The following is a 15,765-nucleotide window of genomic DNA, read 5'->3' as shown; positions in this document are numbered from 1 at the left end:
ATCCTGATGCCTATAGGTTTATAAATACTAAAGAAGATCTTGAGGTTTGTATTGAATCGGTGAACGATACTGTTGATGTTAAGAATTTCATTGAGTCCAATAAAATAGACTTTAGAAGATATTCCTATGTGATGGTATTTGGTGCCCCTATTAAGGAGATGTATTATAGTTTAAAAACAACTATTTTTGACGATAAATCACCAAGTTATGCAAAAGCAATAAAATACAATAAAAAATGTGTTTTTATAAAATATGCTCATCCAACCGGGTATATATATATATACCGAATAAAAAAGGACCTAAGCCTAACAGGTTTCAATGGAATCTAATGGCATAGTCTATGTAAACACCAACCGGGTTATGACTGACGGACATAGGGACAACAGTGTCGGTGAGCGCAAGCTCATCTGGGATGAGGAGAATCGTCTGCTTGCTGTGGACGACAACGGTTTCGTGTCCAACTACTGGTACGATGCCGATGGTGAACGCACTGTCAAGACTTCGGGCGAAAGCGATCAGGTCTATGTCAACGGAGTTTTCTCCGGCGGCTCGACCAACACCGCTAAATTCTCCCTCTATGTAAGCCCGTATCTCGTGGCAAATCAGGGAGGTCGCTACACCAAGCATATCTACGCCGGTAGCCAACGCATCGTGTCCAAGGTCGGCGATTTCGCCTCCTACGGCTCAGACCCGCGTCGCATCGAGTATGCCGGTGCGAACACCGACGGTCTTTCGGTTGACTACAAATCGAAGTATGCAGCCCAGCAACAGGTAATCAAGGACAACTACAAGTTCTTCGATGTTCCCTACAACGGTACTGACAATGACAACTATGCCGATGGTGAAGGGTTCTGCTGCAACGACGGCTCTATGGAGGCGGCGGTGGCAGAGGCACGGAAGTCTCAGACCCGCGCGGTTTCGCGGTCGTTCAAAGACCCCGACAACTACGAGAACTTGCAGTTCTTCTATCATTCCGACCACCTCGGCAGCTCCAGCTTCATCACCAACCTTGACGGTGAAGTGGTTCAGCACATAGAGTATGTCCCCTTCGGAGAGGTCTTCATCGAGGAGCGAAACAACGTATGGAACACGCCTTATCTCTTCAACGCGAAGGAATTCGATGAGGAAACAGGTATGTACTACTACGGTGCTCGTTACTATGATCCACGTCTCAGTCTGTGGATGTCAACGGATCCAATGGAAGAAATTTCGCCCGATATATCCAGTTATACTTTTTGTCATAACAATCCGATAAATCGTGTTGACCCATTAGGATTAACTGACTATTTTAACGAAAATGGAGCATATATTCAAACCATAGATGATCAAAAAGATGTCAGGGTAATGGTTTTTATAACGAAGAAGGATAAGGATAAAGCTGCACTCGCAGTCAGCGAAGGCAAATGTATGGCTGTTCCATCAAGAGAAGTTGTAAAGACCATGAAAGAAACATATGATCTAACCGAGAAAACCGGCAATGAACATGGTTTCCGGGTTGGAAAAAACGGCACGATTTCCCCAATTGTTGAGGGAGAGGGCGATGTTGTTAACGATGCTCACTGGAAAGATGCAATTGACGCTCTTGTCAACGTTGGAGACAGGGTTTCCTATGATGTGCATTCTCACCCGCAGTTAATCTTCCATGAAGGTGATAGCAAGTTATTATACAATAATTTACCCTCTCAAACTGACATAGATAATACTGTTGGAGATAGTCCTAATGTAGTATTAGGTTATAAGATGGTTCAGCTTCCTAATAATCATAATACAATTGGTGGTTCACCAAATGTAACCGTTGAAAAACGAATACGATTCTATAACAGGACTGGGGCATTGAACTCTGACAATTACAAATTCTCATCATTTGAGAGAGCTGTAGATAAGATTCATAAATGGAAACCAAAGACAAAATAGCTATTAAATTAGCAATTATGTTAATTGGTGTATGCACCCTGATTTCTTGTAAAGCAATTATCTCCCCCAACACGAATGGGGGAGATGATTACTCTCTCATAAAAGTATTAGGATATGCCTATGCCAATCCAAGTTCTGGTGATACAATTAATACCATACCATCATATTCTTTCAATTTGCCTAAAAAAATGGTAAAAAGGGTGGATTATGATATGGGGATAACTGTTGTAGAACTCAAAGATTATCAGTACATTTATATCATATATGAACCAAATAAGTTTTCGGATTATAGTGAACTTATTAGTCATCTTAAAGTTTATTTGGAAGAGTCGGACAATTCTCGATTAAATAAACTTAGCAATCACATTAATCTAAATAAAAACACTAAGCGTTTAAATCGTTTTTACAGAAAAGATAATTTTGAAATTGGCATACTCAATGTCCTTCCTCAAAATTACGAGGACCTTTTTAGTGTGATTGAAAACTCGTTTAATGTACAGTATCGAAGCCATAATTAGGTCATCACGAAATTCTCATATGAGTGTTTGGTGAGATACGATTGATAGATAAACAGAGTTCAATAAAATTCTCTTAGAATTGAGGCTGGAATCAGGTTTTTACTAAAACTGATTCCAGCCTCATAATATAAATGTTTGTCGTTAAGCGTGACGTTCAGAAAATTAAACTATGACAAAATCTTTTAGGTGAATTAAAATTGGAAAATCTATATGCGGGTAGAATTATAATTTTGTACATCAAAATTCGCCCCTTGAAATTAAATTCACAAAAATTATTCCTATGTTTTTAATATACCTTCGAAACATATCTATTTGGTATAATTCACAACATCGGTTATTTCGCTCATAAAGTCAACCTCCTCAATCATCAGGTCGTTGATGCTCTTGGTGAAATTCTTATAATGCCGAGAGCCTTGTATGAAAAGATTGAAAATAGCTTGTGCCGCATTTATTATACCGTAATTGTCCCTTAAATCATCCCGGACACTCTCAATCAGCGTAAAAATAATAGCATATCAAATTTACTGAAATGAATGATATATTATTAATTAGAATCAAAATTCATTGACTCGATAAAGATATTTCCGATATTCTCGACATAGACGCGGTTTAGGTCGAGAATGTTGTTTACACGGCCTCCGACTATGCGGCTCATGAAGTCTTGCTCCAGCTGCATCAGTTCGCCGACGTTTGATGTGAATTGGTCGTAGTGCTTGGAGCCTTGAATGAATAGATTGAAGATTGCCTGTGACGGGTTTTCTACACCGTAGTTATCCCTTAAATCATCGCGGACTCGCTCAAACGGGGTCTTGTATCTGTTATAGAAGTCGGAGACAGTAGCCTTGGATAGTTTCTCGCGTTCGTCATCCGAGAGCGCGAACACCGGGAAGAACAGTTCGTCGAGGATATTGGCGAAAAGAGTCTTTTTATTCTTGAAATAGTATGCGATAGCACCCCTTGTCTGCTTGATTACCTTTTCAATATCGGAAATCGCGATAGCGTCCCAACTGCCGATAGCAACCAGCGGATAGCACTTTCTAAGTATATCCGACCTATTTCTTAACGATTGTTCCCGATGTTTCGACATTACGCAAAAAGGGTATGGAGAAGCGTCGTATCTAACACGAGGGTTGTTGTGGAAGACCTGTAAGAAAGATACGGCGCAACCCCATACCCGTATGACGTATGGACTCGCGTTTCATATCTATCCGTCTTCTTACTAAAATTTTCCACGCAAAATGCGGATAATGCAGAAAATGCAGAGGAAATTATGCTGTTATCAATTTTAGGTCGAAGAAGAAAATCCGGCTTTTCAAATCCTCATCGGCAGATATGCCAAACGCATCTTTCTCTCCTTGCTCGGTCTTATATAGAGGCTTAAAGCCGTTTTTCAGGTAGTAATGCAGAGTGGATTCGGTATTGTAGGCATCAACGAGCATATAGCGGCAAGCCGCCTTATTATTCTCGTCCATAAACCAGTATTTGAGGACATCCATGAGCTGAGTGCCTATATTCAATCCTTGACCTTGAAATGTCTTGTTCACACCGAGGCGACCAATCAACACCGCAGGATAGCTGCGGTGGCGCTTTTGCTGGGGTATCTTTCGTTGGAGAGCATTTCGTGACGGATTGTCGAGTGTATAGGTCTTAATGCCATCGTAGGAGAGAGTGGCAATCGCCACAATTTCACGCTGATTCTCTCGGTTTATCCAACAATACGTTTTGCCAAGCAATTCATCCTCATAGAGAAAGACATCATGGCTGAAAAAATCGTCAAGGTCGTAATCTCCACAAGAAAAGGGGTCACAGTAATCTGCGACCTCCTTGGTATAAGGCACCATAAAGGTGTTTTCTACGAAAATAAATTCAGCCATTGTCAATTTTTCCGTGGAGGAAATATGATGTTCTTGGCACTCTCCAACATTGTGGAAAGCACCTTACGCTGTGATTCCGAGAGTTTTGGCGTAGGCAATTTGCCATTGCGCTCCGCTTCCTCGGTGAAGATTCTTGCATCTTCGCCCCAAAGTTCGGGGGATGTTTTAATTGTCATTGCCATAGTTTTATCTCCTTTTACTAATTCAATTACAAAGGTACAACAAATTTCTCACATAATCAGCTTAATAGGCTGATAAAATAACATCAGTCGAGCAAGCTGACAAGTTCTTTTTTCAGATCCTCGTCAATCTCCCTGTATCTGGCGAAAGCCTTGCTGCCCTCTTTATGCCCTGACAAAGCCCCAACAAGACTGGGATCCTTGACTTTCTTGTATAGATTGCCGATGAATGTACGCCGTGCCATGTGGCTGCTTGCAATCTCATTTATCGGGCGTTTCTCCTCTTCCCCGGTCTTTGGATTGCGTACAGTCACCATTCGGGTTATCTCGCAGAGAGTGAATATCTTTTTTATTGCCTCGTTGTATTTCTGTGCGCTGATGAAAGGAAACAGTTTCTCAGCTCCTTTGGCAGAATATTTCTCCACCAATTGCCGTGCGCGTGTATTCAGTGGCACTCGTACAACCTCCGGGCGTTCATTCTTGGTCTTGTTGGGGATGTACTCGATTGCACCGTTTATGATGCTTCCCGACGTCATTTCCAACAAGTCCGACACTCGGCAACCGATAAGGCACTGAAAAACAAATATGTCGCGTTGCACCTCCAAAGCCGGTTTATCCGACAGGTCGAAATCGGCTATCAAATCGCGCTCCTCTATTGTGATATAGTAAGGAGTGCCGTATTTCTCACTGCCTATACCTGTGAAAGTTGCGAACGGAGTGCGGTCGAGATAGCCACGTCTCACACACCAGTTGAAGAAAGCCCGAAGCCTTTTTAGTATCCCTATGACAGAATTCTCGCCGCGTTTCTCCGGGCGACGGGGCTTACGTGCAGTCTCAACGACATCAGAGGCGGTCTTGTATATTGAGGGATATTTGTCATAAATTTTCGGCTCATTGACCACAAATTCCTTGAACCGCTCTATCTCAGCGGAATCAAAGTCGTTGAGAATAAGCGTGAACTTTGTCCGGGTCGTTTTCTGCCTGTACAGCTCAAAGCGACGCAACAGTCGGGCAAGCACCTTGTAGTGGCCTGACAGTGGTGCGCCGTCAAGATGCTTGTCGAGAAATTCATTGAACACATCGAAAAACGACATCTTCTTCGGAGCGGCCTCAAACAGTTCCGGGTGGTGGTGACGCAGAATAGCGTCCTCGAAAAATTCTTTGGAGAGAGACTTTTGTGGTGTGCTTACACAGAGCGAAATCAGTCGGCTCTCCAAAGATATCAGATTGTCATTTATTATTTGTAACTTTGCTAGTGTCTTTCGGTCTGCGCGTGGCATAATGATCTTACCGTCACGAAAACGGGTAGCCTCAACAAAGATGCCGCTTTTCAGGCGCAGACGCAGTTCGCGCGACACCGACAGTCGCAACATGATTTCAGCTTCGCCATTGGCGTTGACCTTAGAGGATAGAGAGCGTGTTATGGTTGCCATATTCAGAGAGATTATTTTGATGTGGTACAAAATTACGCAATTTTGTACCACATGGCAAAATTTCCGTCCACGCTTTGTCCACATCTTCTGCCTCTACTTGCGCCCTGATGATTTCCAAAGTTCAATGTCTCGAATGGCTTTGTTATGATAAGGCGCTGATAATCAATCAATACGTAATAATTAGCTTTGAATGCTAAAATTCATTACGATTCAATACGATTCACAAATGTCACTCCCAGACGGATCACGAAAGGGTTCGGAAGAACACCGCAAAGCACTGAAATCAGTTGATTTTCAGTGCTTTTTCTTTTTGGTGAAATTGCAGGATAACGCATAATATTACCTACAGGCGTGTACAAAACGTGTACATCGTGTTTCGTGTACAAAAATGTACACGGTTACACGGAAAGGCCCGCAACAGGCTGATGACTGTGCATTTGCAGAAATTCAACTTTGAAAATGTGGGGTTCTGCGGGCGGGAACGCGACCCTCGACCCACAATTCGGGTGCGATATGGTGGATTTTAACTTTATTTAAGATTTGACCTTATCCGATGATTTTCTCAGTCGTCCCTGCTGTGGTCTTCCCCATTCTGCCGTGTGAAATTCGTGTACAATGTTAAATTTCGCCGAAAAATCGGCCTGATGTACACGGTTACGCCACCGCCGGAGTATCATGTTCCGAAGCGCATTTGGAATCCGGGTTAAAAATGAGTATCTTTAAGTAACCATTAAACCCGTAAGTAACATGACAAACAACCCTTATTTCACCCTGACCTTCTTCACACGGAAGCCAAGGTCGGAAGGCTACACCGACCACAAGGTGTATGTCAGAATTTCAGTGGCAGGTCAGCAGACTGACCTCGCCATAGGCCGCTCGGTCAATCCTGAGAACTGGGACCAGAAACGCAAGCTCTCGAAAGGTCGCTCCCGGCGCGATCTGGAACTGAACAAGTACCTCGATGAGATACGGGCCAGATTCTGCGAGATTCATACCAATCTTGTCCGTGAGAAGAAACTCGTCAACCCTATTGTTATGCGCGACCTGTTTCTCGGCAAAGTTGAGAAGCCTAAGATGCTATGTGAGATTTTCACTGAATCCAACGCAAAGAGAAAAGAGGAGATGGAGCGTGGCGATATGGTCAATGCAACTTACCTGCGTTGGGAACGTTGCGTGACCTACCTCGGCGAGTTCATGCGTCTGACTATGAATGTCGATGATATTCCGGTAAGGGATGTCACGGCAGGAATGATAGATGATTTCGAGCATTTCCTTCGTGTCAGCAAGAACTGCGCCAACAACACGGCTGTGAAGTACCTCCGCTATCTCAAGAATACTATCCAGTATGCCATCGCGCATAAGTGGATAACGGAAGACCCGTTCATCGGCAGGAAGTTCCACCGCACTCAGGCTAAACGCCAATTTCTGACTGAGGCTGAGATTATGGAGATTCTCAAACTCGACTTCTCCATGATGCCGCGTCTGGAACTTGTCAGGGACACATTCGTGTTCTGCTGCTTCACCGGACTTGCATTCTGCGATATAAAATCGCTTCAATGGAGCGACATCGAAAAAGACCGCGACGGCAATATGTGGATACGCAAATCCCGTGAGAAAACCGGCGAGTTGAGTATCATACCGATGTTGGAGGTACCGCGTCAGATAGCCGACAAATATGTCAACCACCCCGTTGCAGTATCTACCGGAGTAGTGCTTCCCGTATGTTCCAATCAGAAAATGAACGCTTATCTCAAAGAGATTGCGGATCTCGCAAAGATAACCAAGCCTCTTACCACCCATATCGCGCGACATACTTTCGCGTCTCTGTCGCTCAACAACCATGTTCCTCTCGAATCAATCCAGAAGATGCTCGGACACAGCGACATCAAGACAACGCAAATCTACGCAAAGATTCAAGACCAGACCGTCTATGAGGATATGCAGACCATGCGCAACCGATTCGACAGACTGTGCATTAACAGATGACATCAACTTCAGACAACTGAAAAGGGAGAGCTACCGGTCGATTCGGTAACTCTCCCTTTTAATATTTGGGTATGTAGATTGAGGACAAGTATTCCTCTATATCCTTTTCTTCATAAAGTATCTTTCCGTCAAGACGATAGAACGGAATAATGCCTCTGTCGCGGAAGTCCTGCAATGTTCGGCGCGAAACGCCGAGTCTTTCAGATAACTGGGCATCAGTCATAAAGCGTTTGCCCATCAAGAATGGTTTATATTCCAACGCTATTTCCTCCAGCATCTCAATATTTCGCCTTCCCATTGAGAGGAATTTTCTTATAACGTCATGTTCTTTGTCATATATTTCTTTCACTCTTGCCTTTGTTTATTTTTGAATATACGTCCTCTGACTTGTAAAAACATTTCCGTCCATGTTTGACGTAGCCGAGTTGTCCGAGCGTTTTCATAGTCCTCACTTTCCGGGTTGAAACACATAGCAGTTCCGCGACGGTCTCAGTTGGAATCCATTTGCCGGATTGGATTGAGCGGCACTTCTCATACATCGCCGCAATCAAAAGGGACTGATACTCCATTATCTCGAACATTGCATCAAGAGCCTCTTTGTCGATTCTTACGTATTCCAATGTTTAGCGGTTTCAATAGTGACCGAGTGAAAAAAGAAGGCGGAGTCCCCTCCGCCTTCAACCACTAAATCCGCAAGTCGTATGTTACATAGACTGCGATTCGATTGCGAATTTAGTGAATTATTTTCAAACGGCGGTTATTTTCAGTATAATTTGGCTTCAATCGGGGCGAATGACAGCCCTTTGCCCTTTCCGCGTACAACGATGTCGTAGAACTCATGGCCGTGGCGGTTGGTGAACATTATCTGCGATGTGTAGCCGTGGGTCAGAAGACTGGCGACCTCCTTGTCGGTGAACTTGTGGCCCATGAACTGCAAAGGCATGGTGAATCCGCAGACATGGCATTTCGCAACACGGGGATAGCGGATAACCGAGTGTCGGCCGCATATCGGGCAGACATGGGTATCAACCGTAGCCGGGAACAGGCGGTGGTCGGTGATAAGCTGTTCGGTCTTGTCATAGATCCATTTGCCGTACTCATTCATGAGCTGCGCTCCGCCGACACTGTTCTTGCGGTCTCCATAGAGCCGTTCAACCTCTACCTGATATGCCATCAGATGACCGAGGGCATAAGTTGCGTTGAAGGTTTCAAGCAGGAGATTTCCCTCGCCTGTGATTGCTGGTTCACCGCATACGTCCAGAAGAAGGCGATTGTCGCGGAGACGGTCGAATGCGTCCGCCACATCATGGTGTGCCAATGTGAAAGGCATACCGGGATTGTATTTGTCCGACAGTGAACGGAGCAACATTGAGATGGCGCAAAGCAGGTCGTTCATCTTGGGCGCGGCGGGAGCCACCGAGGTGTGGGAGAACTGGGATTTACCGGTGAGTTTCATTTCCACAACTTTCGGCACCTTGATGTCGGGAGTGTAAGGGATAGTTGGAAAAACTCAGTGAATTTGCCCCCCGGTTGACCAGATAAATTGCCCCCCGGAAAATCATTTAAATTGACCCCCGTCCGGTCAAGCAAATTACCCCCCGGAAAAAGACTTTACGGGAGTTGGCAAAAGGAGTTTTTGAGCTATATTGTATGTTAAATAATATTAAACATACGACTGATGGCAAATCGAAAACTGAGCATGAACAAATTAAGACAGGTGCTCCGATGCCACGCCAACGGCAACGGAGCCAAGAGTATCAGCAACCTGACGGGCATAGCGCGCAACACGGTGCGTAAATACCTCCGGCGGTTTATGGAGCTGAACCGTGGCATCGAGGATCTTCTGAAACTGGAGGATCCGGATCTGAATGAGATTTTCGGAGTGAGAGCGGTCGGTTCGGAACCCGTGTCAAGCCGCCATCAGGAGCTTATGGGACTTATGCCTGATTATGTCAGACGTCTGAAAAAGAGAGGTATGACGCGGCAGAAGCTGTATGACGACTATATCGGGAGTCACCCGGGAGGCTATTCCCGGTCGACGTTCAGCCGTCTGATGCGTCTGTATGTGGCGCAGATGCACCCTATAGCGCATCTGGAACACAAGGCCGGCGACAAGATGTATGTCGATTACGCAGGCGACCGTCTGGAGCTGGTCGACCGTGACAGCGGCGGGATCATCGCCGTGGAGGTGTTCGTGGCCATACTGCCTTGCTCACAGCTTACATATGTTGAGGCCGTGATGAGCCAGCGCAAGGAGGACTTCATACGGTGCTGTGAGAATGCGCTTCATTTTTATGGCGGGGCACCGGCGGCCATCGTGCCAGACAATCTCAAGGCTGCCGTAAAGAAGGCAAGCCGTTACGAGGCGGAGCTCAATGAGGATTACGCGGCCTTCGCCGAGCATCACGGTTGCGCAGTCATACCGGCACGCGTGCGCAAGCCGCGCGACAAGGCCCTGGTGGAGGGCGCCGTCAAGCTCATCTACCGCAGCATCTACCCGTTGGTGCGACAGCGCACTCATCATGATCTTGTGTCGCTGAACGCCGCTATCCGTACGGCGCTGGAGCTTCACAACAACGCCCGCATGAGCGGACGCCCTTACAGCCGCCGCGAGCAGTTCGAGGATCTGGAGCGCATGTACCTGCGCCCGTTAAATCCCATAAGGTTCGAGCTGAAGGAACGGCATACCGCCACGGTACAGCGCAACGGGCACGTACGCCTTGACCGCCACTACTACAGCGTGCCCCACCGTCTTATCGGCCGCAAGGTCAACATACTGTATGACTCACGTACGGTTGAGATATACTGCGGCGGAGACCGCGTGGCCGTACATCCCAGAGGATGGCGCCCGTACGGGTATACCACGGAGCCGAATCACCTTGCCTCGGCCCACCGGGACCTGAGCGGATGGAGCGTCGAGGGCTTCCTGAGGCAGGGGGCACGCATACATGCCGACGTAGAGGACTTCCTGCGGCATGTCATAGAGTCAAAGACCCATCCCGAACAGGCCTACAAATCCTGCAAGGGCATACTGTCGTTCGCATCCAGGGTCGGCAACGACCGCCTGGTCAGGGCCTGCCGCAGGGCCGCATCCTCCGGACTCTACAACTACAGCGCCGTCGACTCGATACTGCGCAGCCGTCATGACTGCCTCGATGACGACACCCTTCCCGGTCAAGAGTGCGAGGAGAGCGCCCAGATGCCCCGGCATGCAAACATACGCGGGAAGGAATACTTCAGGTAACATATCAATCCAACAATACATACAACAATGGAAATGAACCAACAGACACTCGCCCGGATGTCGCAGATGCGGCTGCTGGGCATGCACGCGGCCTTCCGCACATCAATGGAATCGTTCAAAAGCGAAGGCATGACAACAGACCAGTTCGTGGCGTGGCTCGTGGAAAATGAATGGGACGACCGCACCAACCGGCTTATACAGCGCCTGCAGAAACAGGCCTCGTTCCGTTACCGCGCCTCAATCGAGGAGATAGACTACTCCCTTGAGCGCGGCCTTGACCGGAACCTGCTGATGCGGCTCTCCGAGATGACCTTCGTCACCGAGCCACGCGACATCTTCATCACCGGCAGTGCCGGCACCGGCAAAAGCTACATAGCAACCGCTCTGGGCTACCGGGCATGCCAGAAAGGGATGCGCGTGCTATACGCCAGCACAGCACGCCTGATGGGCCAGCTGAAGGCCGCAAAGGCAAAAGGCACGATTCTTACCGAACTGAAAAGGATCGAGCGTACCGACCTTCTCATCCTTGATGACTTCGGCATACATCCCTTCGATGCCGCCGCGCGATCCTCACTGATGGACATAATCGAGGACCGGCACGGACGACGGGCCACCATCATCACCTCCCAGGTTCCCGTATGCGACTGGCATGACGTGATCGGAGAGAAGACGATCGCCGATGCGATCCTCGACAGGATCGTGCACCACTCGATAAGGATAGAGCTCTTCGGAGAGTCCATCCGCAAGTTGCAGAATAAAATCAAATGATTATTTTTGTAAATAAATCTTAATTATCAACACGCCATCAGAATCCCCCAGACCCTATTGTCAACCCCTGTAAAAACTGTCCAAAAATCACAGGTTATCAATGGGGGTCAATTTAAATAATCCATAGGGGGTCAATTTGTTGAGAATATCCAATTGTGTACTAAATGCGAAAATAAGTAGAAAAAGCCACAAATCAATCAAATTTCGCAATTTGCTAAATAGCTGATAATCATTGCAACCAACTATATTTAGTTATATTCTTTTTCCCCACGTTAGGTTATTAGGTGCCTTGATGCCTATTCTTACAACTCCTGACATTGAGAGCATGAAATCAGCAATAACCGAATATCTCAGACTTGAGGATAGCGAATGTGAATCGCTTTAACCTTAAGCTCTTATGCTGCCAAATTTTGCGGTTATGTCGTTAGTTCAAGCAGTAATCCATTTCTATCAGTTCTCTGTATGATTTTGCGAGGTCGTGGATGGCTTCATCATTGAGAATCCAGATTTCATTGCCGCCGTAGGAGTCTTTGAGGTCGTACATGAGGTTGAGAAGAGCAACGTCACGATTGGGCGCAGTCAGATTGCTTTCCTCTAAATACATCACTTGGACAAGCCAGTTGTCCGGATTGATGCGAAGGTTGCAGTCTGCCACATCCGGGTCGGTATCAATACGCTCCTGAACGGCGGAACAAATTGCCTGTTCAAGAGCGTAAATCTGTTCTTCTGATATGGTAGTGATTTTCATTATTGATCAGGTATGATATTTTTTGCCCATGCCGGAAGTTCATCGACATACATCTTTTCAAGTCTGCCGTCAGTCAGTCTGAACTGAATCTGCGCGTCCCGGTCATTGACCGAATTGTCATAGACATAAAGGCGGTCAACCAACGATGCTATCGCCTCGCAGTTGATTATAGACTTGGTATATCGGGATATTATCTTCCGGATTGGCACATCATGTCCTCCCTCCATGACCCTTTTTGCTATTCGGGAGGCGTTGATGGACGGATGACTTGTAGATATAAAGAATACACGGATAAAGAATCCGGCTTCCTTGGCACGGACAAGAAAGTCTATCTTGTCTTCAGCGGAGAAGACTGTTTCAAACACAAAACTCACTTTGTCTCGGAGGCACTGCTCACGCCATTCGGCGCAATAGTTGGCTGCCTGTAGCACAGCCTCCCGAGAGTTCCAATCGCCGAATTTATCATTGGCAATCTGGTCGGGATTGATATAGACAGTGCCATCAGCCCATTCGTGATGAAGGAATTTCTGGGTTACAGAAGTCTTACCAGACCCGTTAGGCCCGGCTATCACTATGAGTTCCGGCTTTCTCCCAGCTTTAACCATTTATTGCACTGTTAATGCGATCAGCCCATTTTGCCTTTACGACTTCGGCTTCTCGACGCATTTCAGAGAAATAAGCAGCGGTTGCCTGCTCCTGACGCACCTTGGCATCATGAGCAACCTCCTTCATAAGCTGTGCCAACATCTCATCACTCGGCTCTTGTCCCGAAGTGAAACGATATGAATTCATTTCCTGTTCTGACATAATTCCGTACTGTTAGATTACAAAGTTATAACAATTATTTCATATATCGAGTTTTACGGCTTCCTTATCTCTTGGATTAAATTGGGAAAGAACCTCCAATCATATCATCCTATAAAAGTTATCTTCCATTGACCGGCTTTGTTGGAGCCAGCCTTTTCGGTAACGACTTTGTCCTGCATAAGACGACGTTGATAACGTATTGACTCGGGTTTCGTTCCAAGCGCATTGGCGATTTCCTCTATCGAAGATTCAGGGAATGAGACCATGTGTTTAAGGATTGAGCGTTGGATAACAGATAAATCCGAGTGTGAATTTATGTGTGAAATTATCTGTGAATCCGAATTGTCATCAATATCTACTCTGCTGTAATCCTTAATATTATGCCCGTTATTTATCTGTGAATATGCCTGTGAATTTATCTGTGATTTCACAGATAAAGGCAATGTCAGCCACACCTCGTTTACTTCTGGCTCTTCATGGATTTCAGGATTATTGAATCCGAGGGTGTCCCATGCCTTGATTATCTTCATGAAGCCAGACCCGATATTGTCACCGAATCCTATCATTCGTAGCATCTTCTGGATTGTGCTGTTACGAGCCTGTGTATAGTCGCCATTATATATACGCTCGGGGGAGATTCGGAGCGTACCGGGATTCCGCATCACTATCCTGTCGGTGCGACGGTCAATGCGCAGCACACCTCCAAGCAGGTAGTCGCAATACGTGATGCAGTTGATCATTGCCTCCCTGACAGCTTCATGGAGCGGGCCCCCGTCTCGTCTCACTGTTCCTTCAAGTTTTCCTTCAGATGGCAATGTAAAAAGCAGTTTGCGCAGAGCCAGAACAAGGAAGTTATACAGATTATGCTCCCAACGGCCGTCGTCAGTAAGTCTATCATTCCATTTCTTACTGTCGCCCGGCTCTATATCAATCAGGTCAAGATAATCAAGTCTGAAATTAGGAAACGCGAGTTCGGGATAAGGAACACCATAAAAAAGTTGAATCGGCAGCTTGAAAAAGCTGCCGATTTTTTTTGGCAATATCACTGATGTTTAGTAATTTAGATGCAACAAACAATAAATACTGTATCATGATTACCGAAAGTAAAGTTACTGAAATTTTTTGTATTGCAGATGATTTCTGCAAGGAATTTGATGGTGAGATGGCAAAAAATGCACTTCCGCAGGTTCAACTGGCAAGTGCAAAATTAGCGATTTGTTTGAAGAACTCGGTTTTCGGGTTTGAAAAACCGAGTTTTTTCCGTGGTCTGAGGTTTAGTTTCTTTGCGACATTCTTGATGTATAGGTCAGTGAAATCATTGAAATTTGACTTTTTGGGGATGTATTGACGGATGAGTTTGTTGATGTTTTCGACCGCTCCTTTCTGCCATGAGCAGTAGCTGTCGGCAAAGTAAACAGTCACATCATCAAGACCTTTGATGCGTAATCCGGCGGTTATGTCGAGGTGTGCCGCGAACTCGCTGCCGTTGTCAGTAGTGATGGTTTTAAGATATTTACGGTATGCGTACAGCATTCTCACGACAGTCTTTGACAATGGCTTGGCTCTTTTTCCGTAAGGTAGTTTCTCCATCATCACAAAGCCAGTCATGCGTTCAAGCAGCACTAGAATCGCGTGCCCGTAGGCATCAACAATAAGATCCATCTCAAAATCGCCAAAGCGTTTGCCGTCGACCTCGGCCGGTCTGTCGTGTATGCTTGTGCGGTTTGGTATGTTGGTGGCTTTAGTGGGTTTGCGTTCGCCTTTTGGTCGTCGTCGGAAGTCGGGATGTCTGCGGTGACGGCGCAGTTCTCCGCTTTCATCAGCGTTTATAATGTTGTAAATGGTCTGTATGGATACGGAAACACCTTCCTTGGCCAACACGCCACGAATTTGTTCTGGTGACCATTGGTGGTCAATAATCATCTGTTTTATACGCCACACCAACACGCTGTCGAGCTTCTTGTTGGATGTGGTGCGCTTTCTGCGTTCAAGGGCTTTGGCATGAGCCTTTTCCCACAGATAGTGGCCTTTGGTTGTGGAATTGCGCTTCAGTTCACGACAAAGCGTTGACTGACTGCACCCTACTATGAGGGCAATTTCTTCTCTCGAAGTTTTTCTTTGCAGTAAGGCGAAAATTTGCGACCTTTGCTGCGAGGTTAATTGTCTGTACATAAGCAATACAAAATTAGTTAATCTCAGGGAGACTTCGGTCTCCCTTTTTATTTTGTATTGCCAGTATGTTCTGCTGCTGTCCGCTCTTGGGGGCGGTTTAGGCCGCCCCCGCCGCTTGGGCA

17 protein-coding genes and 2 pseudogenes are annotated in these 15,765 nt (G+C 46.3%); 7 read left to right on the top strand and 12 right to left on the bottom strand.

The genetic code is table 11. From position 1 onward, the window contains the following. Positions 1–59 precede the first annotated feature (59 nt). From NF347_RS03040 to NF347_RS03030, 3 genes and pseudogenes are all read left to right on the top strand, one after another. Positions 60–329, top strand: coding sequence for a hypothetical protein (locus NF347_RS03040; RefSeq protein ID WP_124076411.1), 270 nt, complete (start codon positions 60–62; stop codon positions 327–329). Continuing rightward, positions 322–1,914, top strand: a pseudogene (locus tag NF347_RS03035) (RHS repeat domain-containing protein); the annotation flags it as partial. The gene NF347_RS03040 and the pseudogene NF347_RS03035, both read left to right, overlap by 8 nt. Continuing rightward, positions 1,893–2,432, top strand: coding sequence for a hypothetical protein (locus NF347_RS03030; protein WP_107036981.1), 540 nt, complete (start codon positions 1,893–1,895; stop codon positions 2,430–2,432). The pseudogene NF347_RS03035 and the gene NF347_RS03030, both read left to right, overlap by 22 nt. Before the next feature lie 544 nt (positions 2,433–2,976). Here NF347_RS03030 and NF347_RS03025 read toward each other — a convergent pair. From NF347_RS03025 to NF347_RS03010, 4 genes are all read right to left on the bottom strand, one after another. Further along, complete coding sequence (locus tag NF347_RS03025; RefSeq protein WP_107036982.1) at positions 2,977–3,519, bottom strand: TetR/AcrR family transcriptional regulator; 543 nt, start codon at positions 3,517–3,519, stop codon at positions 2,977–2,979. Between the two features lie 181 nt (positions 3,520–3,700). Further along, a complete protein-coding gene (locus tag NF347_RS03020; RefSeq protein ID WP_161953445.1) occupies positions 3,701–4,306 on the bottom strand; it encodes a GNAT family N-acetyltransferase in 606 nt (201 codons plus the stop codon). 2 nt (positions 4,307–4,308) lie between these two features. Then, a complete protein-coding gene (locus NF347_RS03015) occupies positions 4,309–4,488 on the bottom strand; it encodes a hypothetical protein (protein WP_107036983.1) in 180 nt (59 codons plus the stop codon). An 83-nt stretch (positions 4,489–4,571) separates the two neighbouring features. Continuing rightward, positions 4,572–5,918 carry a site-specific integrase gene (locus NF347_RS03010; protein ID WP_161953446.1) on the bottom strand — a complete coding sequence of 449 codons (1,347 nt, stop codon included), beginning with the start codon at positions 5,916–5,918 and terminating at the stop codon, positions 4,572–4,574. A 747-nt stretch (positions 5,919–6,665) separates the two neighbouring features. Between NF347_RS03010 and NF347_RS03005 the strand changes: the two genes are divergently transcribed. Continuing rightward, complete coding sequence (locus tag NF347_RS03005; protein ID WP_107036984.1) at positions 6,666–7,904, top strand: site-specific integrase; 1,239 nt, start codon at positions 6,666–6,668, stop codon at positions 7,902–7,904. 58 nt (positions 7,905–7,962) lie between these two features. Here the strand turns inward: NF347_RS03005 and NF347_RS03000 are convergent, their stop codons facing one another. The 3 genes from NF347_RS03000 to NF347_RS02990 form a co-directional block, all read right to left on the bottom strand. Further along, positions 7,963–8,202, bottom strand: a complete 240-nt coding sequence (locus NF347_RS03000; RefSeq protein WP_107681934.1) for a helix-turn-helix domain-containing protein — start codon at positions 8,200–8,202, stop codon at positions 7,963–7,965. A gap of 34 nt (positions 8,203–8,236) precedes the next feature. Then, positions 8,237–8,524, bottom strand: a complete 288-nt coding sequence (locus tag NF347_RS02995; RefSeq protein ID WP_068960672.1) for a hypothetical protein — start codon at positions 8,522–8,524, stop codon at positions 8,237–8,239. A 143-nt stretch (positions 8,525–8,667) separates the two neighbouring features. After that, on the bottom strand, positions 8,668–9,366 hold the full coding sequence (locus NF347_RS02990) for a topoisomerase C-terminal repeat-containing protein (RefSeq protein WP_133166458.1): 699 nt from the start codon (positions 9,364–9,366) through the stop codon (positions 8,668–8,670). Between the two features lie 237 nt (positions 9,367–9,603). On the opposite strand from NF347_RS02990, the gene istA reads away from it, so the two are divergent. Beyond that, positions 9,604–11,148: an IS21 family transposase gene (istA, locus tag NF347_RS02985; protein ID WP_237613085.1), complete on the top strand. Its 1,545-nt coding sequence runs from the start codon at positions 9,604–9,606 to the stop codon at positions 11,146–11,148. A gap of 27 nt (positions 11,149–11,175) precedes the next feature. After that, positions 11,176–11,916: an IS21-like element helper ATPase IstB gene (gene istB, locus NF347_RS02980; protein ID WP_289685785.1), complete on the top strand. Its 741-nt coding sequence runs from the start codon at positions 11,176–11,178 to the stop codon at positions 11,914–11,916. Between the two features lie 424 nt (positions 11,917–12,340). Here istB and NF347_RS02975 read toward each other — a convergent pair whose 3' ends face one another. From NF347_RS02975 to NF347_RS02960, 4 genes are all read right to left on the bottom strand, one after another. Further along, on the bottom strand, positions 12,341–12,664 hold the full coding sequence (locus tag NF347_RS02975; RefSeq protein WP_107037083.1) for a hypothetical protein: 324 nt from the start codon (positions 12,662–12,664) through the stop codon (positions 12,341–12,343). Further along, entirely contained in the window at positions 12,664–13,269 is a 606-nt protein-coding gene (locus NF347_RS02970; RefSeq protein WP_107037082.1) for a zeta toxin family protein, read from the bottom strand. The genes NF347_RS02975 and NF347_RS02970 overlap by 1 nt, the downstream gene beginning before the upstream one ends. Beyond that, entirely contained in the window at positions 13,262–13,471 is a 210-nt protein-coding gene (locus NF347_RS02965; RefSeq protein WP_107037081.1) for a hypothetical protein, read from the bottom strand. The genes NF347_RS02970 and NF347_RS02965 overlap by 8 nt, the downstream gene beginning before the upstream one ends. 104 nt (positions 13,472–13,575) lie before the next feature. Beyond that, positions 13,576–14,511, bottom strand: a complete 936-nt coding sequence (locus NF347_RS02960) for an ATP-binding protein (protein WP_133165584.1) — start codon at positions 14,509–14,511, stop codon at positions 13,576–13,578. A 50-nt stretch (positions 14,512–14,561) separates the two neighbouring features. Here NF347_RS02960 and NF347_RS02955 point away from each other — a divergent pair. Next, positions 14,562–14,654 (top strand): annotated as a pseudogene (locus NF347_RS02955) (IS982 family transposase); the annotation flags it as partial. A gap of 5 nt (positions 14,655–14,659) precedes the next feature. Here NF347_RS02955 and NF347_RS02950 read toward each other — a convergent pair. Continuing rightward, positions 14,660–15,643: an IS30 family transposase gene (locus NF347_RS02950; protein ID WP_107037121.1), complete on the bottom strand. Its 984-nt coding sequence runs from the start codon at positions 15,641–15,643 to the stop codon at positions 14,660–14,662. Between the last annotated feature and the right edge of the window lie 122 nt (positions 15,644–15,765).

It is taken from the genome of Paramuribaculum intestinale, from assembly GCF_030759015.1.
Taxonomy (GTDB): domain Bacteria; phylum Bacteroidota; class Bacteroidia; order Bacteroidales; family Muribaculaceae; genus Paramuribaculum; species Paramuribaculum intestinale.
Note: the sequence above shows the minus strand (reverse complement) of the source record. Positions and strands in the feature narration are given on the sequence as shown.